This window comes from Rathayibacter caricis DSM 15933, from assembly GCF_003044275.1.
Taxonomy (GTDB): Bacteria; Actinomycetota; Actinomycetes; order Actinomycetales; family Microbacteriaceae; genus Rathayibacter; species Rathayibacter caricis.
On the sequence record NZ_PZPL01000001.1, the window covers coordinates 1,302,384 to 1,328,345 of the forward strand.

Genomic DNA, 25,962 nt, shown 5'->3' on the forward strand with positions numbered 1-25,962 from the left:
CGGGCGCGGGAGGGTGTCGCGCGGGAGGAGGGGTGGGAGCGGATGGCCGCTCCCACCCCTCCGGTGCTCAGCAGGTGCGAGCGGTGTAGGGCGCTTCGACGGTGCGGCTCAGCGCCGCGCCGTTCACGGTGGCCGTGGCGTCGACCGTGGCGGTGCCCGCCGGGATCGAGCCGAGGCGGGTCGTGAACGCCTGCGTGGCCGAGGAGCCGGGCTTCACTCCGGTGAACACCTTGGTGCCGTAGGCGGTGCGCAGCGTGATGCCCATCGGAGTCGCTTCCTCGTTCTTCGCCGTCACCGTGAGCACGACCTTGCCGCTGATGCAGCGCGAGCTCGCCGACGCCGTCACCTTCAGCGCGGGGGCCGCGGCGATGGTGAAGGACGCGGTGGGCGACGCGGCGGAGGTGCCGATCGAGTTGGTCGCGACGACGCTCGCCGTGTACGTCCCTGCAGGCAGGGCGGCGAACACCGCGCTCGTGGTCGTGCCGGTCCTCGTGATCGCGGCGCCTGCGGTCGGAGTGACGGTCGCGGTGTATCCCGTGATTACTGCTCCTCCGTCGGCCGGAGCCGTCCACGAGATGGTGGCCGCGTCACCGGCGACGGCGACGGCGGGTGCCGCCGGTGCCTTCGGAGCGGTGGCGGCGCCCGGCTCGACCGTGACGGTCACGCTGGGCCGGACCGTGGTCCCCGCCATCGCGCCGAGCACGGTGAAGGTCCCCGCGGTCGCGTACGAGGCCGGAGCGACGGCGTCCCAGGTGACGGCGCGCGACTCCTTCGCCCCGGTGCCGCCGCTGAAGACGGCGACCGCGGTGCGCGGGAGGACGGGTGCCGTGCCGAGGGCGGTGGTGGCGGTCTGCTGCTCGATCGAGGCGATCTCGCTGCCGCTGTCGCCGACGCTGATGGTCGCGGTGACCGCCTGCGTCGAGCCCGTCAGCACACCGGTCGCGGTGATCGTGCCGGGAGTGGCGAAGCGGGAGGCGGGGATCGCGTCCCAGGTCGCGCGCAGCTCGCCGCGCGATCCGTCGGAGTAGACGCCGATGACGGTCGCGGGGAGCGTCACCGGGGTGTTGACGGTGGTGCGCTTGGCCACGGCCTCGAAGGAGCCCGGGTAGTCGGCGTACACGTCGAACTCGGATGCGGCGATCGCGGAGTGGGCGCCGCTGGTCGAGCGGCTGGCCTGGAAGGTCGCGCGCAGCTGCGTGGTCGTCACCGGGGTGAAGGCCACCTCGCTGGGCGTACCCATCGCGTTCACCGGGTACTGGGTGCCGGGGCGCAGAGCGACCGGCTTCCAGGTGGTGCCGTCGAGGTACTCGAGCGACCAGGAGGCGGGGAGGGCGACGCCGCCCCCGCTGCCCTGGGCGGCGTCGTTCCAGAAGGAGGCCCCGGCGCCGGCTACCCGCATCGGGGTGGCCCACGTGTAGGTCAGTGTCTGGCTCGCCGGCCGGTTGTCGCTGTAGGTGCCCCAGAGCTTGTTCTGCTCGGTCTGCACGCCGGGGACGGTCTCGCCGTCGTTGATGGCGGCGAGACGGTTCCACGGGGCGACGTAGGAGGCGGACGGAGTCGCGTACGACCCGACCTCCGGGCCCAGCGGGCGGACGTCCGAGACCTCGACGACCTGCTCGGAAGTGGTCTGCTTCACGGTGTCCGAGGCGGTGAAGCGGAGCGTGTACGAGCCGGGCTTCGAGAAGCGGACCGTCGTCGCCGCGGAGGCCGCGTCGGTGAAGGTCGCCGTCGAGTCCGCGGGCTTCGCCACCACGGTCCAGGCCTGGGTGAGCTCGCCGATCGGCAGTCCGTCGTCGGACGCGGTGCCGACGAACCGGGCGATGCTCGGGTCGGCGACGGCGAGGCGCTGGATCGACACGACGGGAGCCGCGTTCTCGGCCGGCGTGTAGGCCGCAGCCACGTTCTTCAGCTGCACCTCCTTGATGCCGGTCTTCTGACCCTGCTGGTGCGAGACGAGGACCCGGATCTTCTGGGTCGTGACGTCGGCGAACCGGACGGTGTTCTCGTTGCCGGTCGGGACCTTCGGCGTGCGGGCCTGGGCCGTCACCGACTTCCAGGCCGTGCCGTCCCAGTACTGCACCGAGTACGACTTCGGGGCGGAGTAGCCCTGCACGGTCGTGCCCGAGGAGGTGCGGTAGAAGTAGATCCCGGCCTGGTTCACCTTCTGCGCGCTGCCGAGGTCGATCTCGAGCCAGTCACTGGCGTTCGGCGATCCGGCGGTGCCCCAGAAGGGCTCGTTGACGGTGGAGCCGTCGACCGCGTTGGCCGGCACGAGGCTCTTGCCGGAGGGAGTGGTTCCGCTCGCCGAGTAGGAGGCCGTGGCGGTCCTGCCCTGGGCGAGGTCGGGAGCCGCACTGGTCGTCGGGTCGATGTCGACGCCGGCCTTGCCGAGCAGGTCGACGACCCGGTCGGTCGAGGCGAAGCGCACGTCCTGCGCGGGCTTCACGGCGTTCGCGGCCGAGAAGAGCACGGTCGCGTCGGTCGTGACCTCACCGGTCACGGTGTCGAACTCGACCGGCACGAGGCTGTCGATCGTGAAGGCGCGCTCGCCGTCGAGGTAGACGGAGTAGCCCTCGGGGGTGTCGCCGTAGTGGCGGGTGCCGCCCGGCTCGTCCCACACGATCGTGAGGTCCTTGTCGTGGTACTTCAGGTTGTTCGCCGTGAAGTGGTCCCAGTCGATGTCGATGGGCGAGAGCTCGAGGACCGAATCGGTGCGGGCCTGCAGGCCCATCGCGTCCTCGACGACGGTGAAGTTCGTCGTGCCGAGCTGCGTCTGGTGGATCCAGGAGCGGTACTTGATCGATCCGCCGTCGGCGGCCGAGCCGTGCGACCAGAACTCGTTCTCGTTCTGGCGGGTGACGTCGCCCTTCTCGTAGCTGGCCCAGGCGTTCCAGTAGAGCATCTTCTTGTAGTAGTCGCTGGTCAGGTACGAGTTCGGGTAGTCGCGCAGCGTCGAGGACAGCAGGCGGAACATGACGGTGGAGTTGATGGTCGAGAAGTTGTTCGAGTAGTGCTTGCCCGATCCGGCGTCGCGCAGCGCGCGGGCCTTCGCGTCCTTCTGGTTGGCGGTGTAGAAGGGGAACGGGGCGTACTGCTCGCTGTCGACGAAGAGGCGGAAGGCGTCGAGGTACTTCTGGTCGAAGTCGGCGTCGCCGGGCTTGGGCATGAGGCCGACGGTGTACGGGTAGTACATGTTGACCTCCTTCCACGGGATCTTCGATCCGGCGGGGAGGCCCGAGGAGCCGTCCGAGTAGGAGGCCTTGATCATGTTGCCGAAGAAGCCCGCCTCGTCGGCGGTGCTGCGCTTGTCCTCCCAGAGGACGTCGAGGACCGACTTCTTGATCGCCTCGGCCTTGGCCGTCATGCGGTCGGCTCCGGCGGTGTCCCCGGCGAGGCGGTACGCCTCGGCGGCGGCCACGGCACCGGAGTAGAGGTAGGCGCTCTCGGGGCGGTCCATCGGGTAGGAGTTCCACGCGTCTCTGTTGCGCCACGAGAACGAGACGGCGTCGACGTCGTTGCCGGTGAGGGCGGGGTTCGAGTACTCGAGCAGGTTGTTCTTGTTCGTGTCGAACTCGGCCAGCTGACCGGCGATGTCGTCCTCGGCGTAGGTCGCGAGCTTGTCGGCGATCGCGGCGTCGCCACCGTGCAGCGCGTAGGAGTTCCACGCGGCCTCGGAGATGTAGTTGGTGTAGCTGCTGTTCCAGTTGTTCGGGTTGCCGGGGTTGTCGATGTAGCGGCTCTCGCGGGCCGTCTCGCCGGCCGACAGCCAGGTGCCGTAGGCGCTGGAGGGGTCGCGGAAGTACTTCATGTCCTCGATGAACATGCCCGCGGTGAGGACGATCGCATTGTTGTAGGCCTGACCGAAGACCCCCTCCATCGAGGTGGGGAACTGGTAGTCGTTGCCCGGGACCTGCGCGTCGAGGAAGTTCGTGCGCAGCAGCCACCAGCGGTAGAAGAGCGTCTTGTCGATCTCGCCCGAGGGGGTCTCGAGGTAGGGGATGTTCTCGACCCACCACGCGTTGTAGCTCGTGGTCTGCGTCGTGAACGCCGCCGCCGGCGTCGCCGCGGCGATCGACTGGAACTCGGTGGTGCTCTCGGGGATCTCGGTGGTGGTGAAGCCGAGCTGCAGCTTCACGTCGGCAGGTGCGGCCGAGGCCGAGACGGTGCGGGTGAGCGCGGTGCCGTCGACGCCGAAGCCGTCGCCCGAGAAGCGGGTCGCCACCTGGGTGACGTTGTGGGCGGTCGTGACCGAGCCGGTCAGCTCGCTGCCGGTGGCGGTGCGGGCCAGGCCCGACTCGGCGCGCAGGGCGACCGTCTTCGTGGATCCGTCGGTGGTGCTGATCTGCAGCCGCTCGACCGCGACGTTCTGCCGCGAGATGAACTTGGTCTGCTTCACCAGCAGGCCGCCGCCGGTGTACTCGGAGTACCAGTAGCTGGGGGTGTTGTGGCGCTTCGCCTGGTTCTCCTGGAGGGAGACGGCGGCGCCGTTCACGCTCGCAGTCAGCGTCGATCCGCTCTGCCCGAGGTCCTCGATGTAGGCGATCCGGCCGCGGAAGCCCAGGCCCGCGTCGAAGTTCTGCATGTAGACCGCGCGGCCGCGCGAGAAGAAGACGCCGTTGTTGTCGTAGTCGATGTTCGCGGGCTGGTCCGAGACGAAGTCGAGACCGCCCGCCTCGTCGGGCTGCACGCCGTCGCGGGAGAGCATCCGATCGAGCCAGAAGTCCTTCCCCGGGGCGGAGCCGGCGCCGGCGGCGAGGTCGGCGGCGTAGATCTTCCCGAGGTGGGAGACGGTGGGGTCGTAGGTCGCCGTCGTCGGCGGGATCGCCGTGGCGCCGTTGGTGAAGGTGGGGTAGCCGAGGCTCTCGTTGCTGTTCTGCAGGCCCTCGTCGTAGGGGTCCCAGGCGGTGGCCGCCGAGGCGGGAGCCGCGACGAGGACCGAACCGGCGAGGACCGCCGTGAGGGCGGTGGCGAGTGCGGTCGTGACCGCTCGGGTTCTTCTGGGTGTTCGCATCGTCGCGGACGCTCCCGTTCTGTTCGGCAGTGAGGAAGGGACGGGTCGCTCGAGCCGGCGGGCAGGAGGGGCCACGTGCACGGTAACAATTTCCTCAGAAGAACGAAAGCCTTTTTAAGTGTTTCGTTCGGCGCGCCTCGCGAAGGAGATGATTGCCGCCGTTAAAGCTTTCTCGGCCCGAGTCAAGAGCGAAAGGCTCGAAACATCCGGTCGTGCACGATCCCGACGACGACGGAGGGCCGCCGCGGAGCACTGCTCCACGACGGCCCTCGTCCGAGCGGTCGGCGACCGCCCCTCGACGTCAGTCGGCGACCGGGATCCACACCCGCATCGTCGAGGGACCCCGCTCGGCCCAGTCGTAGTACGGGGTCAGCGAGACGGGCCAGTGCCCCTCCACCCGGCTGCTCGCCGAGGGCGAGGAGGAGTAGGGCCACGTGCCCTCCACCGGCGCGATCGAGATCAGCCGCACCTGCACGTCGCTGCCGACGGTGCGCGGCTCGACGCCCGTGTCCAGACGCAGCGTCGAGACGTCGGCGGCGTGCAGCTGCTCGGGCACGTCGGTCGACTCCAGCGCGTAGACCAGGGGGCCCCGCTCGACCGCGACGCAGCCGCGCACGGCGTCGACCCGCGGGTCGGCGCGGACGAAGCGCGCGGGCAGGGCCAGCTCGACGACGATCTCGTCGCCGCGGGCGAAGGTCGCGCCGAGCTCGAGGTAGCCGTCACGGAGTCGCTTCTCGAAGGTCTTGACCGAGCCGTCGGCGCGACGGAGGGTCACCGGGGGCTCGGCGGCCCAGCCGGGCACGCGCAGACTCAGTGTCCACGGCGCGGGTCCGCTCTCGAGCACGCGCACCGCGATCCGGCCGGTGTCCGGGTAGGCGGTCTCGACCGAGAGGTCGATCGCCTGGCCGCTCGCGAGCGTCGTCGTGATCCGCGACGACGCGAACTGGTGCAGCTGGATCCCGTGCGCGTCCTTCGTCGCCAGGTAGGCGGCGAGACTCGCGAAGGTGCGCGCGACGTTGGTCGGGCAGCACGACACCTCGAACCACGGGGCGCGCAGCGACGAGGAGGCGCGCACGGACGCCTCGTAGGGGTCGGCCGGGGCGCCGGGGCGGCGCTGGTGCAGGGTGTTCGCGTAGTAGAAGGCCCGGCCGTCGCGCGACGGCGAGGTCGCGACCACGTTGAACAGCGTCCGCTCGATCAGGTCGGCGTACTCGACGCCGCCGCGGGCCAGCAGCAGGCGCCAGCTGAACTGCACCGACGCGATGCCGGCGCAGGTCTCGGAGTAGGCGCGGTCCGGCGGCAGCTCGTGGTCGTCGCCGAAGGCCTCGTCCTGGTGGTGCGAGCCCTGCCCGCCGGTGATGTAGGTGCGGCGGGAGGCGGTGGCGTGCCACTGGCGGTCCAGAGCGTCCAGCAGTTCCTCGTCGCCGGTCTCGACGGCGAGGTCGGCGGCGCCCGAGGCGAGGTAGTTGGCCCGCACCGCGTGGCCGCGCATCACGGTCGAGGAGCGGATCGGCTCGTCGTCCTGGTAGTAGGAGCGGCCCCACTCGATGTCGGCGAGCACGCCGTGGCCGCGGCGCTCGACGAACAGGCGTGCCAGCTCGAGGTAGCGGTCGTCGTCGGTCACGCGCGAGAGCTCGACGAGTCCCGTCTCGACCTCGGCGTGGCCGCAGACCGACTCGATCCCGCCCTCGCCGAAGACGAGGCAGATCAAGTCGGCGGCGCGGCGCGCGATGACGAGCAGTCCGTCGTCGGCACCGGGGCGGGTGCGCTCGCGCGCCACAGCGGCCTGGAAGAGGTGGCCCAGGCAGTAGAGCTCGTGGCCCCACTCCAGATCGGACCAGCGGGGCTGCTGCCCCTCCCGGCCGAAGCGGGTGTTGAGGTAGCCGTCGCGCTCCTGCGCCGCGCCGACGCGAGCGACGAGGGCGCGGAACCGCGTGTCGAGAGCGGCGGAGTCGGTCCGTCCGATCTCCCAGGCGAGCGCCTCGAGGTACTTGTAGACCTCCGAGTCCGCGAACTCGCGGCCCTTCCGCCGGCCGGCGAGGGTGCCGGCGGCGGCGAGGTCGAAGTTGGGCAGCCAGCCCTCGCGCTCGAGCCAGTACTCGATGTGGTCGAGGGTGGCGGAGCCGTTGACCCGCTGGCGGTCGGCCCAGAAGCCCGAGGTCAGCACGACCTCGTCCAGGCCCAGCGGAGTGAGGGCGCCGGCGGCGGGGACGGCCGGGGCGACGGTCCGGGCGAGGGCGTCGCGGTCGCGGGACGTAGGGGTGCGGGGGTGCGTGTCGATGGTCATGGTCATCCCTTGAAGGCGCCGGACATGAAGCCGCGGACGTAGTGGCGTTGCAGGAGCAGGAACAGGAGGATGCACGGCAGCGCGAGGACGACCACGCCGGCCTCGGTGGCGCCGTAGTCGACGACTCCCTGCACCTGTCCGCGGAGGTTCGAGATCGCGAGCGGCATGGTCATGCGGTCGGAGTCGGTGATCAGGATCAGCGGCGCCATGAAGTCGTTCCAGGCGGCGAGGAACGCGAAGAGCCCGACGGTGATCAGTCCCGGCTTCACGGCGGGCAGCAGCACCTTCCAGAGCACCGACCAGGTCGTGCAGCCGTCCATCTTCGCGGCCTCGTCGAGCTCGCGCGGCACGGCGTCGAAGCCGATCCGCATGAGGAACGTCGACAGCGGCAGCTGGAACATCGTCAGGACCAGGGCGACTCCGACGAGCGAGTTCGAGAGGCCGACGATGTTCAGCAGCACGTAGAGCGGGATCAGGAGCGTCGCGTACGGCACCATCAGGATCGCGAGGGTCGAGAGGAACAGCAGGTTCTTGCCCGGGAACTCGAAGCGCGAGAACGCGTAGCCGCCCAGCAGCGAGGTGCCGAGCGTCAGCACGACGGTGAGCCCCGAGACGAGCAGCGAGTTGCCGAGGTAGACCCAGATGCCGGCCTGGTAGTCGACGAGGGTGGCGTAGTTGCCCAGCCCCCAGCCCTCGGTCTGCCCGGTGCCGGCGCGCGGGGCGACGGAGGAGACCGCGGTCCAGATCAGCGGGTAGAGGAAGATCACGGCGAGTCCGCCCGTGAGGACCCAGAACGGGGTCTGCACGGCGATGCCGGCGAGACGGGAGCCGCGCGGTCGGCGGGCGGAGTGCGAGGGCGACGGCTCCGGGGCCGGTTCGGCCGCAGCGAAGCGCTCGAGGTCGGTGGAGAGGGTCATCAGTCGTCTTTCTTTCCGAAGGAGCGGATCTGCGCGATGTTCAGCACGACGAGCGCCAGGAGCACGATCACCGAGAGGGCTCCGGCGACGCCCAGATCGTTCTGGCCCTGGAAGGCCATGCTGTAGATCAGCTGCACGACCGTGATGGTGGAGTTGTCCGGCCCGCCCTTGGTGAGGATGTAGAACTGCTCGAACGCGAGCAGCGACCCCGTGACGCAGAGCACGGTGGTGAGGGCGAGGGTGGGCTTGAGCAGCGGCAGCGTCACTCCGGTGAACGTCTGCAGTCGCGAGGCGCCGTCGATGCGCGCGGCCTCGTAGACCTCCTCGGGGATGCCCTGGAGGCCGACCATCATCAGCAGCATGTAGAAGCCGGCGAAGCGCCAGACGATCAGGAAGATCGTCGACCAGAGCGCGCCGGTCGGGGTGCCGAGGAACGTGATGCCCCAGCTCTCCATCAGGCCCGCGAACGGCCCGGCGAGGGGGGAGTAGAGGACGTAGAAGAGGAGCGAGGCCGAGGCGAGGCCGAGCGCGGTCGGGATGAGGAACGCCGTGCGGAGGAAGTTCTTCCACCGGGTCGACTCCTGCACGATCAGCGCGAGGGCGAGGCTCAGGGCCAGCAGGATCACGGTCGTCAGGACCGTGTAGAGCAGCGTGAACCGGATGGACGCCCAGAAGAAGCGGTCCGTGACGGCGTCGCCGAAGTTGGTGGGGAAGTTCACACCCCGGTTGCCCGCGAGCAGGGGCCAGTCCGAGACCGACATCTGCAGCACGAGTCCGAGCGGGACGAGGAAGAGCAGCGCGACGAACAGCGCTGTCGGGGCGGCGTACGCCCAGCCGAGGAGTCCGGGGGCGCGGCGGCGGACCCGGGTGCGGCCGACGTCGCTGGCGGTGGCTGTCATCGTGTGCTGACGCTTTCTGTGGGGCGCTCGGGCCGGAGCCGTGGACGGCGTCCGGCCCGAGCGGGTGGGTGGAGCGGCCTACTGACCGAGGATCGACGTGATGGCGTCGTTGTCGGCGTCGACGGACTCGCCGTCACCGAGGACCGCGTCGCGCACGAGGGTCAGCCAGGGGCTGCTCGGCGCGTTGAAGGCCTGCTGGAAGCTGGTCGAGAACGGGGTGTCGCCCTCGGACGCGACCTCGTTGATCGTGACCAGGCGCGGGTCGAGCTCCGAGTACTGGTTGCTGGCGAGGTCCGAGCGCGAGACGACGTCGTTGTTCTTGGCGAGGACGCCGACCTGGGCGTCCTCCGACATCATCCAGTTGAGGAAGTTCCACGCCTGGGGCGACTTCTCGGAGTCCTTCGAGATGCCGATGCCGTCGCCGCCCACGAAGGTGGAGCTGCCGCCGTCGGGGCCCGGGATGCCCGAGACGCCCGCGTCGAACGGGGTGGAGGAGAGCAGGGTGGCCGGGTAGAACTGCAGTCCGACCTTGCCCTCGGTGAAGCCGGCGGTCCAGGTCGGGCCCGCCTCGTCCTGCGAGGAGGGGAGGACCGCTCCGGAATCCCAGAGGTCCTTCCAGGTGGAGTAGACCTCCTTGGCGGTGTCGCTGGCGAGGAGGGACTCGGTGCCGTCCTCGTTCATGACCTCGTCGCCGCCGGCCCAGATGGTCGGGAACCAGGTGAAGACCAGGCAGCCGCCGCAGTTGAGGCCGGTGGCGGTCCCGTAGGTGTCGGGCTTGTTCAGGGCCTGGATCGCCTTGGCGTGCTCGGCGAACTCGGCCATGTCCTTCGGGCCCTGCTCGGGGTCGAGGCCGGCCTCCGCGTAGAGCTCCTTGTTCCAGAACAGCATCGAGAGGTCCAGGACGAAGGGGAGCGCGTACTCCTTGTCGTCGTAGGTGCCCGCCGCGAGGTGGCCCTCGTTGATCGAGTCCTTGAAATCGAGGCCGTCGATGCTCGAGGTGAGGTCCTGGAACAGGCCCTGCTCGGTCCAGTTCGGCATGTAGACGATGTCGGCCGCGAACAGGTCGGGAAGCCCGTCGGAGCCGGCGGCGGCTCCGACCTTCGCGACGTAGTCGTCGTTCGGGACGACGGTCAGGTCGACCTGGTTCTCGTGGCTGGCGTTGTAGGCCTCGACGAGCGCCTTGGCCTGCTTCTCGAGCGGGGCGCGGGTCCACAGGGTGAGCGTGGTGCCGTCATCCGTTCCCTCTGCGCCGCCGGCGGCCGGGTCGGCGGCGCCGCCTCCGGCCGAGGCCGAGCAGGCGGCGAGCGACAGGGCCATCGCTCCGGCGAGTGCTGCGGCGGCCAGACGGCCGAACCGACGATGAGTGACGTTCATCTTTCTCCTCATTGAGCTTCTGTGAGCCGACCTGGTGGGGGCTGGCGCCAGGTCGAACGAAAACACCGAAATGCGTTTCGCTCAGTAAAGACGACCCGATGCGCCACCGTCAAGAGTGCCGACTGTTACCGTTGCGTAACGGAGGCGAAAACATGGCGCAATCACGATCGTCGGGATCCCGGACCTCGACCCTGAGCGATGTAGCGAAGCTCGCGGGAGTCTCGATGGCGACCGCGTCCAAGGCGATCAACGGCCGCAGCGTGGCCCCGGCCACCCGGGTGAAGGTCATGGAGGCGGCGCGCGAGCTCTCGTTCACGCCGAACGCCCTCGCCCGGAGTCTCGTCGAGGGTCGTACCGGCACCGTCGGCATCCTGACGAACGACCTCGAGGGCCGCTTCGTCATCCCGATCCTGATGGGCGCCGAGGACGCGTTCGGCGCCGGCGCCGTCAACGTCTTCCTCTGCGACGCGCGGGGCGACGCGATCCGCGAGCAGCACCACCTCGCGGCGCTGCTCAACCGCCGCGTCGACGGGATCCTCGTCGTCGGCAGCAGCACGAACCCCCGACCGTCGCTCGGGCACGACCTGCCGGTGCCGGTGGTCTACGTCTACGCGCCGTCCGAGGACCCGACCGACGTCTCCCTCGCCGCCGACAACTACCAGGGCGGCCGGCTCGCGACCGAGCACCTCCTCGGGCTGGGCCGTCGGAGGATCGCGCACCTGACCGGCGATCCGAGCTACCAGGCCGCCCAGGACCGCGCACGGGGCGTCCGCGATGCGATGCGTGACGCCGATCTCGAGCTGGTGAGCGACGTCATGTTCTCGGAGTGGTCCGAGTCGTGGGGCCGCGACGGCACCGCCGTGCTGCTCGAGCGCCACGCCGACCTCGACGGCATCGTCTGCGGCTCCGACCAGATCGCCCGCGGCGCCCTCGACAGCGCCCGCGACCTCGGCCGGAAGGTGCCCGAGGACGTCGCCGTCGTCGGCTTCGACAACTGGCTCGTCCTCGCGACGAACGCCCGCCCGCAGCTGACGAGCATCGACGCCGACCTGCAGGAGCTGGGGCGCGCGGCGGCCCACCGGGTCTTCGAGGCGATCGGCGGCTCGCCGGCCGCCGGCACGGAGTACCTGCCCACCCGTCTCGTGATTCGCGGCTCCACGATCCAGCGCCGCTGACCGCCTCCGCTCGCCCGTCCTCCTACCAGCGGCTCCGGATGCGGGACAGCCCCCTCCCGCAGCCGGACGCGTGAGGTGGACTGGACGCGACGGCCCGAGACCCGGCCGGGGAGCAGCAGGAGACCATGCCCGATCAGTACACCTTCACGAACCCGGCGACGCAGTACCCCAACACCACGCCTCCCGTGCAGCACCAGGAGGAGCCCGGGCTGCAGTCGCGACTCGACCCGCGGCCCGACCTGGGGGAGGACACCTACCGCGGCACGGGCCGGCTGACCGGCCGGCGCGCGCTCATCACGGGGGCGGACTCCGGGATCGGCGCGGCGGTCGCCATCGCCTTCGCCCGCGAGGGGGCCGACGTGGCGCTCGCCTACCTGCCCGAGGAGGAGGAGGACGCGCAGCACGTGATCGAGCTGGTCCGCGCGGCCGGGCGCACGGCCCTCGCGCTCCCCGGGGACCTCCGCGACCAGCGGTACTGCACCGAGTTGGTCGAGCAGGCGGTCGAGGGGCTCGGCGGGCTCGATGCGGTGGTGAACGTCGCGGGCAAGCAGGTGTGGCAGGAGGACCTGCAGGAGCTGAGCGACGAGCAGTTCCTCGAGACGTTCCAGGTCAACGTGCTCGCGATGTTCCGCATCGTGAAGGCGGCGGTGCCGCACCTCGCGCCCGGATCCACGATCATCACGACCGCGTCGGCCGAGGCGCACACTCCCGCGCCCGACCGGCTCGACTACGCGATGACCAAGGGTGCGATCAACAACCTGTCGAAGGGGCTCGCGCAGCAGCTCGCGCCGAAGGGCATCCGCGTCAACGTCGTGGCGCCGGGGCCGACCTGGACCGTGCTGCAGGTCACGGACGGGGTCGACCCCGAGAGTCTGCCCGACTTCGGCTCGAGCGAGTCGCCGATGGGGCGGCCGGCCCAGCCGGCCGAGCTCGCGCCCGCATACGTGTTCCTGGCGTCGGCCGAGTCGAGCTTCGTCGCGGGCGAGACGCTCAACGTGAACGGCGGGATGCCGACGCCCTGACGCCGGGCCCCTCTCTGATCCGTCGCGGTCGGCTGCCCCGGGGCGTCCGAACCGGCCACCCGTGACGGATGACCGTGCTGGTCGAGTAGCCCCGCAGGGGCGTACCGAGACCCACCGACTCCGGACATCGCGGATCTCGATACGCGCGCTCCGCGCGCTACTCGATCAGCAGAGAGGAGCGCGCGGTGCGTGCTGCGTGCAGCGGCAGAAGCTCAGCCAGGAGTGCTGCTCAGCCACCATCGCGGCTGGGCAGCACTCTCGGCCGAGCTTCGGCACGCCCCCGCCTGCTGCTGGTCGAGTAGCCCCGCAGGGGCGTATCGAGACCCACCGACTCCCGGAGACGCCCGCGGAGCGGGCTGCTCGGTCGGCAGAAGCCGCCGTCACACCGCGCGGCGCAGCACCAGCACCGTCACGTCGTCGTCGTTCGCGCCGCCCTCGGCGCGCGCGCTGATCCGCGCGACCGCGTCGGCCGCATCCGTCGACTGCGAGACGAGCGCAGCGACGTGCCGGAGCGACTCCACCCGCCCGTCGTACAGGTCGAGGATCCCGTCGCTGCAGCTGACCAGCGAGTCGCCCGGCAGCAGCACGAGCTCGGCGGTCGCCCAGGCGTCCTCGCCGATGCCGACCGGCAGGTTGTGCGAGGCCAGGCGGTCCCACGACCCGTCGGCGCGCACGTGCAGCGTCAGCCCGTGCCCGGCGTCGAGGTAGCGGACGACGCCGGTGGTCTCGTCCAGGCGCGCGTGGAACATCGTGGCGAAGGAGGCGGTGTCGCCCAGGTCCGAGGCGAGGCTCTCGGAGGCGCGCGACGCGGCCACCGCGAGGTCGTCGTGGTTGCGGGCGCTGCGCACGACCGCGCGGACGGTGGCGGCGATGATGCCGGCTCCGACGCCCTTGCCCATCACGTCGCCGACGGTGAAGGCCGCCCCGCCCCGGATGTCGTACCAGTCGAAGAAGTCGCCGCCGATCGCGCGCGACGGCAGGCACACTCCGGCGAAGGCGTAGCCGTGCAGCTCGGCGCGCTCCTTGGGCAGCAGCGCCTGCTGCACGGCCGACGCCTGGGTCAGCTCGAGGTGCGTGAGCTTCTCGCGCGCGCTGATGTCGGCGACGCGCTCGCGCGCCATCCGGGACAGCTCGTTGACGACCAGGGCCGCGAGGCCGAAGGCGCCGGCCGAGAAGACGCCGCGCGCCAGCTCGTTGGGGTTCTCCTCGAGCGTCGAGCCGAGGAGGAACGGGAGGACGAGACCTGCGACGACTCCGAGGCTCGCCAGGGCGATGTGCCGTCGGCCCGGCCCCGCCGCGACCCACACGGTGGGCAGCACGGCGAGGGAGGCGAAGATCGACGCGCTCTCGCCGGTCGCGAAGCGCAGCACGCCGACGGCCAGGAAGTCGATCGCGGGGATCACCAGCGCCACCCGGCCCAGCGCGTCCGTCCGCGGCATCACCGCGGCCAGCGCGGTCGCCGCGACCATCATCAGCACCGCCGCGACCAGCGCGGTCGCGCTCGTGACCACGAGGGTCGGCACCGACACGCTCAGCGCGACGGCGACCAGGAACAGCCCGAGGACCGGGAGCTGCTTGACCAGCGGGGTCTGCTCGTCGAACCCGTTCGCCGTCAGGGCGAGGGAGTCGATGGGCGGCAGCTCCCGGACGCGGCGGCGGGTGAGGACCGGTCTCACGGCGCGGGGCGGTGCTTCGCGATCGTCCAGACGTTGCGTCCGTGCTCCCGCTCGTGCTCGAACGTGTCGACCAGGGCCTGGATGAAGGGGATCCCGCGGCCGGACTCGGCGAACTCGTCCGGCATCTCGACCACCGTCTCGGTGTCGACGAGCGGCGGGTCGGCGGTGTCGACCAGCGTGGCCCGCAGGACGTGCTCATCCGCCACGAGGCTCAGCTCGCAGATGATCGTGGTCGTCGAGGAGGCGTGCTGGACCACGTTCGAGACGAGCTCGACGAGCGCGGTCTCGAACATCATCCGCTCCATCTCGTCGACGTCGGTGCGGTCCTGCCACAGCGTCTCGAGGGCCGAGTGCACGGTCTCGACACCGTCCGGAGGAGTCCGGAAGACGACGGAGCGCTCAGACACGGTAGGCGTCCTCGGCGCTGTCGAAGCTCGCCAGGACGCGGTCGAGGTTCGAGAGCCGGAGGACCATCGAGACCTGCGGGCTCGGGGAGGCGATGCGCAGGTCGCCGCCCGCCTGACGGGCGCTCTTGAGGCAGCCGACGAGGGCGCCGAGTCCGGAGGAGTCCATGAACTCGATGCCGCTGAGGTCGACGACGACGCGGTTCTCGCCCTCCTCGATCACGCGCAGCACGAGAGTGCGCAGCTCGGGGGCCGAGACCATGTTGAGCTTGCCCTCGCCGCGGACGACGGCGATGTCGGGCTCGATCTTCTCGGTGGTGAACGTCATGCGGACTCCTTCTCGGGAACGGGGGACTCCTCGGGGGAGAAGCCCTGGTAGTGGACGGCCTGGAACAGGACGCTGAGGACGACCAGATCGTAGATCGCCCAGGCGATGTTGACGCCCGTGCCGATCGGCTCGGCGCCGTTCACCAGGAGGTGGAAGGTGCCGACGACGATCGCGATCACGAGCAGCACCATGACCACGAGCTGCACCTTGATCAGTCTCCACGGTGTGCCGGTCGACTCCTGCCGCGTCTTCGGGGTCACGGCGAAGCCGAGCGGGATGCGCAGGATCACGTTGTTCACGGCGGTCCGGCACGCCTCGATCCAGACCGGGAACAGGGCGAGGCTGTACTGCTGGCCCCGCCAGGTGGGCGTGCCCTTCGCTGAGACGAGGAACAGCAGCTGGTTCGCGATCATGAACGGGATGAACCGGACGAAGAAGTCCGCCGCGAGCGAGGACACCGGCAGGATCCCGAGCACCAGGAACACGATCGGCGCCGCGAAGTAGACGACCGCCGCGTAGCCGCTGAGGTAGCTCCACATCGTGGCGAAGTACATCAGCCGCTGCGGGATCGAGAGGCCCCGCTGCAGCAGCGGGTTCTCGCGGAGGAACACCTGCATCGTGCCCTGCGCCCAGCGCAGCCGCTGCACGAGCATGGTGCCCGCGTCCTCGGGGGCGAGGCCGTCGGCGAGCAGCTCGTGGTGGTAGACGGTCTTCCAGCCCAGGCCGTGCAGGCGCATGCAGGTCGCCATGTCCTCGGTGACCGAGATGGTCGCCAGCGGCATGATCGGCTGCGCCTCGTCGGGCCGGTCGACGGCGATGCCCTGCAGCACCGCCTGCACCGACTCGAGCGCGTTCAGCGGCGAGAGGTCGCGGTCGGCGAGCGACGAGACGATCTGCTCGATGTCGACGATCGTGTCGCCGTCGCCTCCGTCGGCCCGCGCGAGCGCGCGGATCTCGGCGAGGTCCTCCTCGAGACCGGCGACGTCGGAGGCGACGAGGGAGTAGCTCGCCTGGTCGACGGCGCGGTGCAGGTCGTACGTGATCGAGCCGATCGGCGCTCCGGAGGCGAGCGCGGTGCGCGCGTGCGCGATGGCCGCCGACACGTCGTCGAGGGCGCGGGCGACCGCGGCGTCGCGCGCGGCGGGGTGCGAGCGGGCCTTGGCGACGGCGCGGGAGGCGGTGCGCAGGGCCCGCGCGATGCTTCGGTCGAGCTCGCGGATGTAGCCGGTGATGCCGAGCTGCATCAGCGCCTCGCGGCGCAGCATCGCGTTCGAGCCGCAGAAGAAGGCGGCGTTCCAGCCGTCCTTGCCCTGCTGGATCGGGCCGTAGAACAGCGGCGCCTGGCTGCCGAGCGGGTCGCCGGTGGCCACGTTCGAGAAGACCTGCGGGGTCTGCACGAGCGCCACCTCCGGGTCGCGGAAGTAGCCGAGCGTGTGCTCGAGGATCTCGGGCCGCGGGATCTGGTCGGCGTCGAGGATCAGCAGGAACTCGCCGGTCGTCTGCTCGAGGGCGTTGTTGAGGTTGCCCGCCTTCGCGTGCCGCGGCATGTCCTTCCACGCCTGCGAGCGGGTGATGTAGCCGAGCCCCGCGCCCTCGGCTGCGGCGCGCATCTCGGGCCGGTCGCCGTCGTCGAGCACCCAGGTCGAGTGCGGGATCCGCGCGGCCTGCGCGGCGAGCGCAGTCTCCATCACGAGCTCGATCGGTTCGTTGTAGGTGGTGATGAAGATGTCGACGGTCGCCTCGGGGTCGGGCTCGGGGGGAGCCGGCCGGCCACGGGCGCGCCACATCGTCATGCCGTAGAGGCAGACGTCGATCAGGCTGTAGGTCTCGGCCGCCACCAGCGGCACGGCGATCCACCAGGCGTCCCAGTTCAGCGAGGCGATCCAGCGCCAGGTGACGTAGTCGACGCCGAGCACGATCGTGAGCAGCACGATGATGCGCAGGAGCAGCATGCGCGCCGGGGAGACGAGCGTGCTCTCGGTGCCCGGCCCCGTCACTCCGCTCGTCTTCTTCTTCTCGTCGTCCCGGTGGGCGCTCATCGCGGCACGATCCCGAACAGGAAGCGCGTCTTGACCATGACCCAGAGCAGGGCCAGGACGACGACGTAGGCGAGCGAGTCGATCACGATGCTCCCTCGATCGAGGAACGGGAGGTTGGCGACGATCAGCACGAAGAGCACGTGCATCACGAAGACGTAGAGGGTGGCCTGGCCGAGCGGGATGAGGAACCAGCCCAGGACCCGGTGGATCGGCTTCCAGAGGACGCTGAGGAGCGCGTACCCGGTGATCGTCACGAGCAGCACGTTCAGCACGCGGCCCGGGTCGAGCGTGGTCCGCTCGAAGGCGACGGAGTAGATCGACGAGAACGTGTTCGCCGGCACGAGGTCCAGCCGCAGGTCGTAGGCGCTCGAGAGGTACGGGTTGTTCCACGAGAACAGCGCGAGACCGACCGTGGCGATCACCGAGACGGCGAGCACGATCCGCCCGGCGCGGGTGGCGAACCAGCCCAGGATCTCGCGCCGGTGGAAGCCGGCGACCATGCCCGTGACGAACAGCGCCTGCCAGGTGAGCAGCGGGAACGAGTCCTCGAACTGGGAGGGCAGCAGACGCAGGCCCAGCAGCATCTGCAGCACGTAGACGCCCCAGCTCACGGCGAGCACGAGGATCCAGCGGCGCCGCGAGAGCGCCCACAGGATCAGCGGCGCGAGCGCGAGCATCACGACGTAGAGGCCGAGGACGTTGACCTGCCACGGTCCGATGCGCAGGAGCGCGAGGTCCACGATCACCGACGGATCGACGGGGTAGCGGACGAGCCCGTCGAAGCCGGAGTAGAGGTCGTAGACGCGGCCCGTGGCCTCGCTCCCCGCGGCTCCGGTGCCCTGGTCGACGTAGGTCGTCGCCGGCACGGCGTTCAGGAACGGCACGAGGCTGACGAACCCGACGATCAGGGTGACCGCGATCGCCGTGACGTAGAGCTTCCAGGCGCGAGCGCCGGTGCGCAGCGTCACCTCGCCGATGCCGCCGCCCACGATCTTCGGACGGTGCACGAGCCCGAGGACCGCGCCCGAGAGCAGCACGAACAGCTCCGCTCCCGAGACCATGCCGATCGCCTCCTGCGTCGCGTTCTGGAAGACCGAGACGAGGGCGAGGTGGTTGATCACGACGAACACGATCGCGCCGCCGCGGAGGAGGTCGATCCGCAGGTCGCGCGAGGGCGGCCCGACGTAGGCGAGCCGGCTCGTGCGGCCCCGGAGCAGTCCCCAGACCGTCAGTGCGACGGCCGCCAGCAGGACGGTCGCCACGACGATCCACGCGGCGGCGCCGTCGATCGTGCCGCCGCCCGTGCTCACCGGTCCGGCTGTGCCGTAGGGGGCGTAGAGCGGGCCGAAGACGAGCTCGCTGCCGGCCGCATCGGCGCGGAACGCCGCGGCCGTCTCCTCGCTGGTCGAGATGCTCCAGTCGATGACGACCTCGCCGACCACGGCGCGGGCCGACGACGAGTCGCGCCACAGCACGACGTCCAGCAGCGGGTGCTCCTGCTCGGAGGCGGCCGCGAGGACCTGGCGCCACCACTCCTGCTTGATCTCGAGAGCACCGGGCCCGCCCGCGCCGGGGCTGAAGAACGCGGCCGTCTCGAGCATCATCGGGGTGCCGGTCGCGGCGGCGAAGCGCTCGTAGAAGTCGAGGTCGCCGCCGCCGTCGAGCGCCGTGTCGAGGGCGCCGGCGCGCGGCACCTCGTTCAGCGGCTGCCCGCCTCCGCTGGGGTCGTGGTAGGCCGAGAGCCCCACCCAGTCGACGTACTCGTCGCCCGGGTAGTACGGGCCGTACGGGTCGTCACCGGCCGCGAGCCGGCCGTCGCCGTCGGTGTCGAGCGCCGGGTCGGCCCCGTCCGGCTCCGCCGTGAAGGGGTAGGCGCCGCCCGCGACCGGGGACCACACCACGACGGCCCCGGGGAGCTCGGCGCGCACGGCCTCCGAGAAGAGCCGGAACGCATCGATGTAGGCGTCCGGATCCTGACCCCACTGCACCCAGTCCGCGTTCATGTCCGGCGCGAAGCGCAGGTAGAGCGGCAGCGCGTCGTCCTGGCGGGCGCGGGCGAGAGCGTCGACCGTCTCGGCGGCGTCGGCCTCGTCGAACCCGACGAGGTCACCTGAGGGGCGCAGCGTGATCGCGGCCAGCGCGCCCTCCCCCTCCGCCTGCCGCAGGAACTGGGCGAGGTACGTCGTCTCGTCGTCCGAGACCGGCAGCGTGGCGGAGTGCTCGAGCACGGCGGCCGAGGCGCCGAGCCGCTCGCTCTGCTGCGCGGCGCTGTCGATGCTCCAGTCGAGGCTCGCGCCGAAGTAGGCGCCGGAGTCGGGGACCAGCACGTCCGCGGACGGCGCGCTCTCGGCGGCGGCCGCGACGGGCGCGCCGAGGAGCGCGAGCGCGAGGGCCGACGCCGCCAGGAGGAGGACGCGTGCTCGGTGCGGTTCTCCGCGCCTCACGTGCGGGTCACCACCAGGACCGTGATGTCGTCGAGGGCCTTCTCCGTGGCGGCGAGGGCGCGGATCGCGTCGAAGAACTCCTGCGTGCTGCCGCACGAGCGGGCGAGCGCGGTCGCCTCGGCGAGCGACTCGAGGGTGCCGTCGTAGAGGTCGAGCAGCCCGTCGGTGAACGAGACGAGGGAGTCGCCGGGCGCGAGCTCGACGGTCTGGTCGGCCCAGCCGCCCTCCGGGGCGATGCCGAGCGGCAGGCCGAGCGACGCGAGGCGCTGGAACGAGCCGTCCGGGCGCAGGAGCACCGACAGGCCGTGGCCGGCGTCGACGAAGTCGAGGCGCCCGGTCGCGGTCTCGAGCCGCGCGTGGAACAGGGTGGCGAACGTGCCGGTCACCGCGAAGTCGTCGAGCAGCTGCTCGTTGACGGCAGCCACGGCGACGCTCGGCGTGGATCCGGAGCGGGCGTGGAACGCCGAGCGGACCCCTGCACCCACGATCGCTGCGGCCGCTCCCTTGCCCATCACGTCGGCGAGGGTGAGGTCGATGCTCTCGTCGTCACCGCGCCAGCTGTAGAAGTCGCCCGCGAGCCCGTGCAGCGGGATCGACAGGCCGGCGAGCTCGTAGCCCGCCGGGAGCGTCTCGTCGGCGGGGCTCAGGCGCATCTGCACGTCGGCCGCGCGGTCCCGCTCGACCCGGTCGCGGAGCTCCCGCTCGACCCAGTCGCCCAGCTCGTCGAGCAGTGCCTGCTGATCGGCCGAGAGGTCTCGCGGCACGAAGTCGAGGAGGCAGAGGGTGCCGACCGCGAGGTCGGCCTCGACCATCAGCGGGCGGCCCGCGTAGAAGCGCACGTGCGGGGCTCCCGCGACGTTCTCGTGCTGCGCGAACTCGCCGTCGGTCCCGAGATCCGGGATGACGAGCATCCGCTGCTCGCGGAGCGTCGCGTCGCAGAAGGTGCCGGCCCGCGGGTACTCGAGCGGCCAGCCGGGCAGCTGCGGCGACTTCGTGAAGAGGGTGGTCTCGTCGAGGAAGTGGATCTCGGCCACCGCCACGCCGAAGAGGTCCTTCGCCATCCGGGTGATGCGGTCGAAGCGCTCCTCGGGGGGCGTGCCCATGATGTCCAGCTCGTTCAGGGCGGCGAGCCTCGGATCCGGTACTCGGTCTCCCAGCATGGCGTGACTCCTCCGGTCGACGGTCCCGAGCGCGGGCGATCGGCACCGCCCCAGCGGTGCACCCACGACTCTGCACGGAGGTTCGGCGCCGGTGCGCGGATAGATGGGAATCGTCACAGAAACACCCACTGACGGGGGGTCGGGGGCGGCGTCGTCCTCTGCTGGTCGCGGCCCTATCCAGTCCCGTGTGCTCGGGGCGGTGGTGGATCTCGATACGGCCGCTGCGCGCCCTACTCGATCAGCAGAGAGCGCGCCCCTGCAGGGCTCGGCGATCAGCACGGAGCGGGCCTCCCTCCCCCCTTGCTGGTCGAGTAGCCCCGCAGGGGCGTATCGAGACCCGCGCGTCCCGGGCGGTGGCGATTCCGAGACGGCCGCCGCCGCGCCCGTCACTCGAAGAGCGAGAGGGTGAGCACGGAGTCGTACTGCCCGGCTCCGACCGTAGGCAGGGTCTTCAGGGTCAGCTCGGCGTTCGCCGTCCAGCTGCCCTCCTCGGCGATGGCGGCCGACTCGTCGGTCTTGGCCAGGAGCTCCTGGTCGACGAGTCCCACTCCGTTCACGCCCCCGTCGAGTGCCGGGTCGACGACGTCGCCCTCGGCGACGAGACCGGACTCGCCGCCGTCGAGGAGCGCGGGAGCCCAGCCCAGGTTCTCGGCTCCGATCGTCCCGCCGGTGGTGCTGGTGAAGTCGCTCGCCGATCCGAGGACGTACCAGCCGGCCTCCTCGGGGATGTCGGCGGGATCGCGGGTGTCGGTCACTGTCACGGTGGGCAGGGTGCCGGTGAATCGGCGGGTTCCGGCGTCCGATCCGTTCTCGGTCAGAGCGGTCGATGTGCCGGCGACGGTCATCGAGAGCGCACTGGAGGTGAGCGGGGCGATGTCGACGCTGACGTCGACGTCGTTCGTGTCGATCTCGATCTCAGCGGCGGCCGCGGTGCCGGCGACGCCGAGGACGAGGAGTCCTCCGGCCAGTCCGGCGACTCCGCGGGTCAGGAGGGAGCGGTGGGTCATTGGTGGTTTCTCCGTTCATCGCGCCGACGTCGTGGCCGGCGGGAGCAGGGTCGTGGGAGCGGCGGGGTGGGGCGCCTCCGAGAGACGCCCCACCCCGCCGGGAGCGGCTAGCGGCAGGTGGCCGCCGCGTAGGCCGCCGTCTGCTTGTCCGTGACCTTCGCGCCACCGACGACACCCGACGAGTCGACCGTCACGGACCCGGCCTGCACGGACGCCTGACGCGTCGTGAAGGAGCCCGTGGCGTTCGCGCCCGGGGCGACGGCCTTGACGGTCTTGGTGCCGAAGGCCGACGTCATCACGACGTCGATCGGCGCGGACCCCGTGTTCTTGGCCGTGGTCGTCAGCACGACCTTCCCCGCGATGCACCGGGTGCTCGAGGAGGCGACCACGGACAGCTTCGCGGTGGAGGCCACGAGCGGCGTGACCGAGATCCTGTCGATGTTCGGCGCGTACTGGGACACGAGCTGGACGCCGGGGAAGGTGTCCGAGAGGTAGGTCACTCCGTCGAAGCCGGGCAGCTCCTTCGAGGTGATCTCGATGACGTTCGTGCCCTTCTTCAGCGTGACGGGCACGCTGAGGTCCCACAGCTGGTTCTGGTGGAACGTGTGCGGGAACAGGACGCGCTGCGTGACTCCGTTGACCGTGATGTCCGCATGGCGGGCGATCGGGTCGGGGTTGTAGTGCGTCGCGGGGGACTGCTCCTCGTTGGAGTAGCGCAGCGTCAGGGCGTACGACCCGTCGGCTGCGGCCTGCACGTCGCCGAAGACGATCTTCGACGCTCCGTCACGACCGCCGCCGATCTGGCCGACCGCCTTGCCGCCGGAGGCCAGCGAGAGATCGCGGACGACGGCCGGACCGGTGATGGTGGCGGCTTCCGCCTCGTACGACGTGGTCGCCTGGGGCGCGACGGCCTTGCCGATCACGACGCGGTCGACGAGGAGGGTGCCGCCGGTGCCGACGACCTCGATCTTGTTGACGCCGCCCGAGAGGAAGATCTGCTTCGTGCTGCTGGTGCTGACCGCACCGATCTTGACACCGTTGACCCAGAGGTCGCCGGTGCCGCCGCCGAGGGTGTCGACGGTGACCGAGGAGGGGGCGTCCTTCGCGCTGTAGGCCCAGACGACGCTGCTCGCGCCGGTGGTGAGCTTCGCGGCGCCGGAGCCCGAGACGCCGGTGCGGGAGTAGTCGGTGGTCGCTCCGCTCTCGAGCGTGCTCACCTCGGACTCGTAGATCGTCGAGGCGGCCGCGGCGTTCGGCAGCGACAGCTCGATCTTGTCGACGATCCCGTCACCCTTGGTGCCCTTGGTCCCGGCGAGGTTCTTCGCCGAGAGGCTGATGGTGTGGGTGCCGGCGGTGAGCTTGACCTTGGTGTCCACGTGGTCCCACACGACGAACTTGTAGGCGAGCGGGAGGTAGATCTCCTGCTCGGCCGCGCCGTCGACGGTGAGGAACGTGTTGATCGGACCCTGCTCCGCGTTGGCGGCGAAGGTGTTCTGCGAGTTGCCGAACACGCTCAGGTCGTACTCGCCGTCCTTCGGGACCGTGACCTGGAAGTCGACCTTCAGGTCGCCGCCCGTGCGGAAGCCGCCGATGTTGCGACCGCCGGACGTGTAGAAGCCGCCGACATTGCTGGGCGAGCCCTCGGGCCCGTTGAGGAAGCGCTGCCCGGTGAAGGGAGCGGTCTCGGCCTCGTACTTCTGCCGGAAGTCGACAGGAGACGCGGACGACGCGGTCGCATTGGCGCCCGGAGTGAGGATGACCTCGTAGGCGGAGTCGATGTCGAGGGCGGGGAGCGAGCCCCCGAAGTCGAGCGAGACGCTGCCGTTGACGGGCGCGACGTCGAACTCCTTCACCGTCTGCGGCGCGCCGGAGTCGCCGACCTGGCCACTCCAGCGGATCTCGTTCACCTTCACGTGCACCTTCGAGCCGAAGGTGGCACTGGGGATGCGGTCGAAGCCGACGGTCTGCGGTCCGCCGGAGCCGCCGAAGATCGCGCGGGCCTGCTTGAGGTCGGTGTCGAGGGTCGCGACGCCCTGCAGCGTGTAGCTCTCGCCGGGCTTCGGCGGAGTCACCGCGACGGTGTCGCCGCTCATCTGCGCGTAGGCGTTGAGGAGCCACCACTGGCCGTTGGCGCGGTTCGCCTGGACGGCGGAGTCGCTGAGGTTGCCGTCGATGTTCCAGTAGGCGATGTCGCCGTCGACCTTCTTGTCCTCGAGTGCGCTGATCCACTGGATCATCTGCCCGGGGACGGAGGTGTGGTAGTTGAAGGCGTACTCGTTGAGGTTGATGGGGAGGTGCTTCCCCTCGTACTCCGTGCCGACGAAGAGCTCGTCCTCCCAGCCGCGGTAGCGGTCGACGGCCGTGCGGATGACGCCCGGTGCGCTGAGCTCGTGCCAGGTCATGACCTCGGGGACGGTGCCGGCCTCGATCGTGTGGGCGAGGAAGCCCTTCACCTGGTTGAACAGGAGGCTGGTGTTCGGTCCCGAGATCCGGGCGTCGGGCATCTTCTCCTTGATGAGCGCGTGCGCGCGGTCCCAGGCGGCGAAGAAGTCCGTGGGGTCGTTCAGCCAGCTCGTCCCGTTGTAGCTCCACTGCCCGTCGCCGAACATGTTGCCCTCGGGCTCGTTGAACGGCACGAAGACGATGTTGTCCTGGTACTTCTCGTCGAGGGCCAGCACCTGATCGACCTGCGAGGCGATCTTGTCCATGTAGCCGTCGAGCTTCTCCTCGGGCGTGCTGCCGGGCCACTGGTAGGGGAAGCCGCGGTAGATGTCGGTCATGTAGATGTACGTGTCGCCGTCGGAGGTGTCGGCGACGGCCTTCGCGACGTCGAGCGCGTCGGCGCCCGGGTGCTGCGGGCCGTCCTGCGCCTTGGTCGAGACGGTGCGCAGGTCGATGCCCTCGAGGAGGTTGTCGGAGGGGAGGCCTTTCCCGTAGACGCCGTAGAGGGTGCCCGAGGCGCCGCCCATGAAGTCGCCGGTCGGGGCTCCGAGGTCGATCGTCATCTCGCCCGCGGTGCGGACGGCGACGGTCGCGGTGACGGCCTCGCCGGTCTCGGTGACGACGCCCTTCACGGTGAACGTGCCGCGCGCCGCGTAGGACGAGGCCGGGACCGCGTCCCAGGTCACGGGCGCCGGCCGCTCGATGCCGTCGGAGTAGCGGGCCGGCACTCCGGGCAGTGCGGGTGCGACGCCGATCGCGGTCGTCACGTCGACTGACGTCGAGATCAGGCCGGTCACGGTCGGCGCCGCGCTTCCGGCGAGTCCGCGGATCTGATCGGCGGTGAGGACCCGGTTGTAGACGCGGAAGTCGTCGATCGCCCCGTCGTAGTAGGGGTGCACGTTCCAGAGCGCGCGGCCGATGTTGCCGCTCTTGGTCGCGGAGCTCGAGAAGAGCTGCGCGGCGAGATCGACCGAGGCGGGGGCCGTCGCGACCTGCAGGCCGTTGACGAAGAGGACGATCGAGGTGCCGTCCATCGTCGCGGTGAGGTTGACCCACTGGTCCTTCTGCAGCGGCGTGGTGCTCGAGACCCCCGCCTCGCCTCCTCCGCGCAGCTGCTTGACGATCGCCCGGGCGTTCCCGTCTCCGTCGGTGAACGAGGGAGAGAAGGCCGAGGCGGCGTCGGGGCTGATGCCGAGGCACCAGAGCCACTGGAAGCCCTCGGTGCCGGACCACTTGGTCCAGGCCGAGACCGTCGTGGCGCTGACGCCCTGGAACAGCCCGTTCGGCACGGTGATGTAGGGCGCGGTGGTCGAGTTCGCCGCTCCTCCGGGGAGGTCGATCGCCTTGGTGCCCGCGGTGCGGCCTTCGATGTAGGCGGCGCCGGCGCTGTTCACGACGGTGCCGTTCAGCTTCTTCGAGCCGAGGTCGGTGACGGTCGCTCCGTTCACCTGGCCCTGCTCGAAGTCGTACTTCAGGAGCAGGGCGTCGGCGGGGATGGCGGTCTCGGCCGCCACGGCGGCCGGTGCGCTGGGGAGCGCGACGGCGAGGGCGGCGATCGTGGCCGCGCTCAGGGAGAGGGCGAGCGTGCGTGCTCCGCGCCTCCGGGGGGACATCGTTGTCACAGGGATCTCTTTCTGTGGGGCGGAACCGGCCGATCAGGAGGCGCGAGCCTCACGACCACTGGTCGATGGCGTCGCTGCCTCGAACCGGTTCGACGACCGTACGATCGAACGCTGTCGACGCACAAGGGCACCCGTGCATCTCCTCAAGTACCCGT

At 70.6% G+C, this 25,962-nt stretch carries 15 protein-coding genes; 2 read left to right on the top strand and 13 right to left on the bottom strand.

Features of this window, described 5'->3' with window-relative positions; all coding sequences use genetic code 11:
- Positions 1 to 67 precede the first annotated feature (67 nt).
- The 5 genes from C1I63_RS06075 to C1I63_RS06095 all read right to left on the bottom strand — a co-directional run bounded on the left by C1I63_RS06075 (position 68) and on the right by C1I63_RS06095 (position 10,488).
- Positions 68 to 5,011 (bottom strand): Ig-like domain-containing protein, encoded by a 4,944-nt coding sequence (locus C1I63_RS06075; RefSeq protein WP_107574162.1) that lies wholly within the window; start codon positions 5,009 to 5,011, stop codon positions 68 to 70.
- A gap of 301 nt (positions 5,012 to 5,312) precedes the next feature.
- The gene (locus tag C1I63_RS06080) at positions 5,313 to 7,298 is read right to left on the bottom strand and encodes a glycoside hydrolase family 127 protein (protein WP_055785258.1); all 1,986 of its coding nucleotides are present in this window, start codon (positions 7,296 to 7,298) and stop codon (positions 5,313 to 5,315) included.
- A gap of 2 nt (positions 7,299 to 7,300) precedes the next feature.
- Positions 7,301 to 8,215: a carbohydrate ABC transporter permease gene (locus C1I63_RS06085; protein ID WP_082480905.1), complete on the bottom strand. Its 915-nt coding sequence runs from the start codon at positions 8,213 to 8,215 to the stop codon at positions 7,301 to 7,303.
- Positions 8,215 to 9,114 carry a carbohydrate ABC transporter permease gene (locus C1I63_RS06090; protein ID WP_055785263.1) on the bottom strand — a complete coding sequence of 300 codons (900 nt, stop codon included), beginning with the start codon at positions 9,112 to 9,114 and terminating at the stop codon, positions 8,215 to 8,217. Before C1I63_RS06090 ends, C1I63_RS06085 begins: the two co-directional genes overlap by 1 nt.
- 78 nt (positions 9,115 to 9,192) lie before the next feature.
- Positions 9,193 to 10,488 carry an ABC transporter substrate-binding protein gene (locus tag C1I63_RS06095; RefSeq protein WP_107574163.1) on the bottom strand — a complete coding sequence of 432 codons (1,296 nt, stop codon included), beginning with the start codon at positions 10,486 to 10,488 and terminating at the stop codon, positions 9,193 to 9,195.
- Between the two features lie 152 nt (positions 10,489 to 10,640).
- Between C1I63_RS06095 and C1I63_RS06100 the strand changes: the two genes are divergently transcribed.
- Both C1I63_RS06100 and C1I63_RS06105 read left to right on the top strand, forming a co-directional pair.
- Positions 10,641 to 11,663, top strand: coding sequence for a LacI family DNA-binding transcriptional regulator (locus C1I63_RS06100; protein WP_056866011.1), 1,023 nt, complete (start codon positions 10,641 to 10,643; stop codon positions 11,661 to 11,663).
- 125 nt (positions 11,664 to 11,788) lie between these two features.
- Entirely contained in the window at positions 11,789 to 12,685 is an 897-nt protein-coding gene (locus C1I63_RS06105) for an SDR family oxidoreductase (protein WP_107574164.1), read from the top strand.
- 380 nt (positions 12,686 to 13,065) lie between these two features.
- Here C1I63_RS06105 and C1I63_RS06110 read toward each other — a convergent pair whose 3' ends face one another.
- The 8 genes from C1I63_RS06110 to C1I63_RS06145 form a co-directional block, all read right to left on the bottom strand.
- Positions 13,066 to 14,361, bottom strand: coding sequence for a PP2C family protein-serine/threonine phosphatase (locus C1I63_RS06110; RefSeq protein WP_107574165.1), 1,296 nt, complete (start codon positions 14,359 to 14,361; stop codon positions 13,066 to 13,068).
- On the bottom strand, positions 14,358 to 14,768 hold the full coding sequence (locus C1I63_RS06115; RefSeq protein ID WP_055785278.1) for an ATP-binding protein: 411 nt from the start codon (positions 14,766 to 14,768) through the stop codon (positions 14,358 to 14,360). Before C1I63_RS06115 ends, C1I63_RS06110 begins: the two co-directional genes overlap by 4 nt.
- Positions 14,761 to 15,093: an STAS domain-containing protein gene (locus C1I63_RS06120; protein ID WP_055785281.1), complete on the bottom strand. Its 333-nt coding sequence runs from the start codon at positions 15,091 to 15,093 to the stop codon at positions 14,761 to 14,763. Before C1I63_RS06120 ends, C1I63_RS06115 begins: the two co-directional genes overlap by 8 nt.
- A complete protein-coding gene (locus C1I63_RS06125; protein WP_107575749.1) occupies positions 15,090 to 17,045 on the bottom strand; it encodes a glycosyltransferase family 2 protein in 1,956 nt (651 codons plus the stop codon). The genes C1I63_RS06120 and C1I63_RS06125 overlap by 4 nt, the downstream gene beginning before the upstream one ends.
- 83 nt (positions 17,046 to 17,128) lie before the next feature.
- A complete protein-coding gene (opgC, locus tag C1I63_RS06130) occupies positions 17,129 to 19,576 on the bottom strand; it encodes an OpgC domain-containing protein (protein WP_107574166.1) in 2,448 nt (815 codons plus the stop codon).
- Complete coding sequence (locus tag C1I63_RS06135; RefSeq protein ID WP_107574167.1) at positions 19,573 to 20,736, bottom strand: PP2C family protein-serine/threonine phosphatase; 1,164 nt, start codon at positions 20,734 to 20,736, stop codon at positions 19,573 to 19,575. Before C1I63_RS06135 ends, opgC begins: the two co-directional genes overlap by 4 nt.
- 386 nt (positions 20,737 to 21,122) lie before the next feature.
- Positions 21,123 to 21,743: a hypothetical protein gene (locus C1I63_RS06140; protein ID WP_055785291.1), complete on the bottom strand. Its 621-nt coding sequence runs from the start codon at positions 21,741 to 21,743 to the stop codon at positions 21,123 to 21,125.
- 107 nt (positions 21,744 to 21,850) lie between these two features.
- Entirely contained in the window at positions 21,851 to 25,798 is a 3,948-nt protein-coding gene (locus C1I63_RS06145; RefSeq protein WP_107574168.1) for a LamG-like jellyroll fold domain-containing protein, read from the bottom strand.
- Positions 25,799 to 25,962: the final 164 nt, after the last annotated feature.

Coding starts and splice junctions, on each gene's coding strand:
- C1I63_RS06120 (WP_055785281.1), bottom strand. CDS start 15,093: ATGACGTTCACCACCGAGAAGATCGAGCCCGACATCGCCGTCGTCCGC.
- C1I63_RS06075 (WP_107574162.1), bottom strand. CDS start 5,011: ATGCGAACACCCAGAAGAACCCGAGCGGTCACGACCGCACTCGCCACC.
- C1I63_RS06125 (WP_107575749.1), bottom strand. CDS start 17,045: ATGCTGCTCCTGCGCATCATCGTGCTGCTCACGATCGTGCTCGGCGTC.
- C1I63_RS06100 (WP_056866011.1), top strand. CDS start 10,641: ATGGCGCAATCACGATCGTCGGGATCCCGGACCTCGACCCTGAGCGAT.
- C1I63_RS06135 (WP_107574167.1), bottom strand. CDS start 20,736: ATGCTGGGAGACCGAGTACCGGATCCGAGGCTCGCCGCCCTGAACGAG.
- C1I63_RS06095 (WP_107574163.1), bottom strand. CDS start 10,488: ATGAACGTCACTCATCGTCGGTTCGGCCGTCTGGCCGCCGCAGCACTC.
- C1I63_RS06140 (WP_055785291.1), bottom strand. CDS start 21,743: ATGACCCACCGCTCCCTCCTGACCCGCGGAGTCGCCGGACTGGCCGGA.
- C1I63_RS06090 (WP_055785263.1), bottom strand. CDS start 9,114: ATGACAGCCACCGCCAGCGACGTCGGCCGCACCCGGGTCCGCCGCCGC.
- C1I63_RS06145 (WP_107574168.1), bottom strand. CDS start 25,798: ATGTCCCCCCGGAGGCGCGGAGCACGCACGCTCGCCCTCTCCCTGAGC.
- C1I63_RS06080 (WP_055785258.1), bottom strand. CDS start 7,298: ATGACCATCGACACGCACCCCCGCACCCCTACGTCCCGCGACCGCGAC.
- C1I63_RS06105 (WP_107574164.1), top strand. CDS start 11,789: ATGCCCGATCAGTACACCTTCACGAACCCGGCGACGCAGTACCCCAAC.
- C1I63_RS06085 (WP_082480905.1), bottom strand. CDS start 8,215: ATGACCCTCTCCACCGACCTCGAGCGCTTCGCTGCGGCCGAACCGGCC.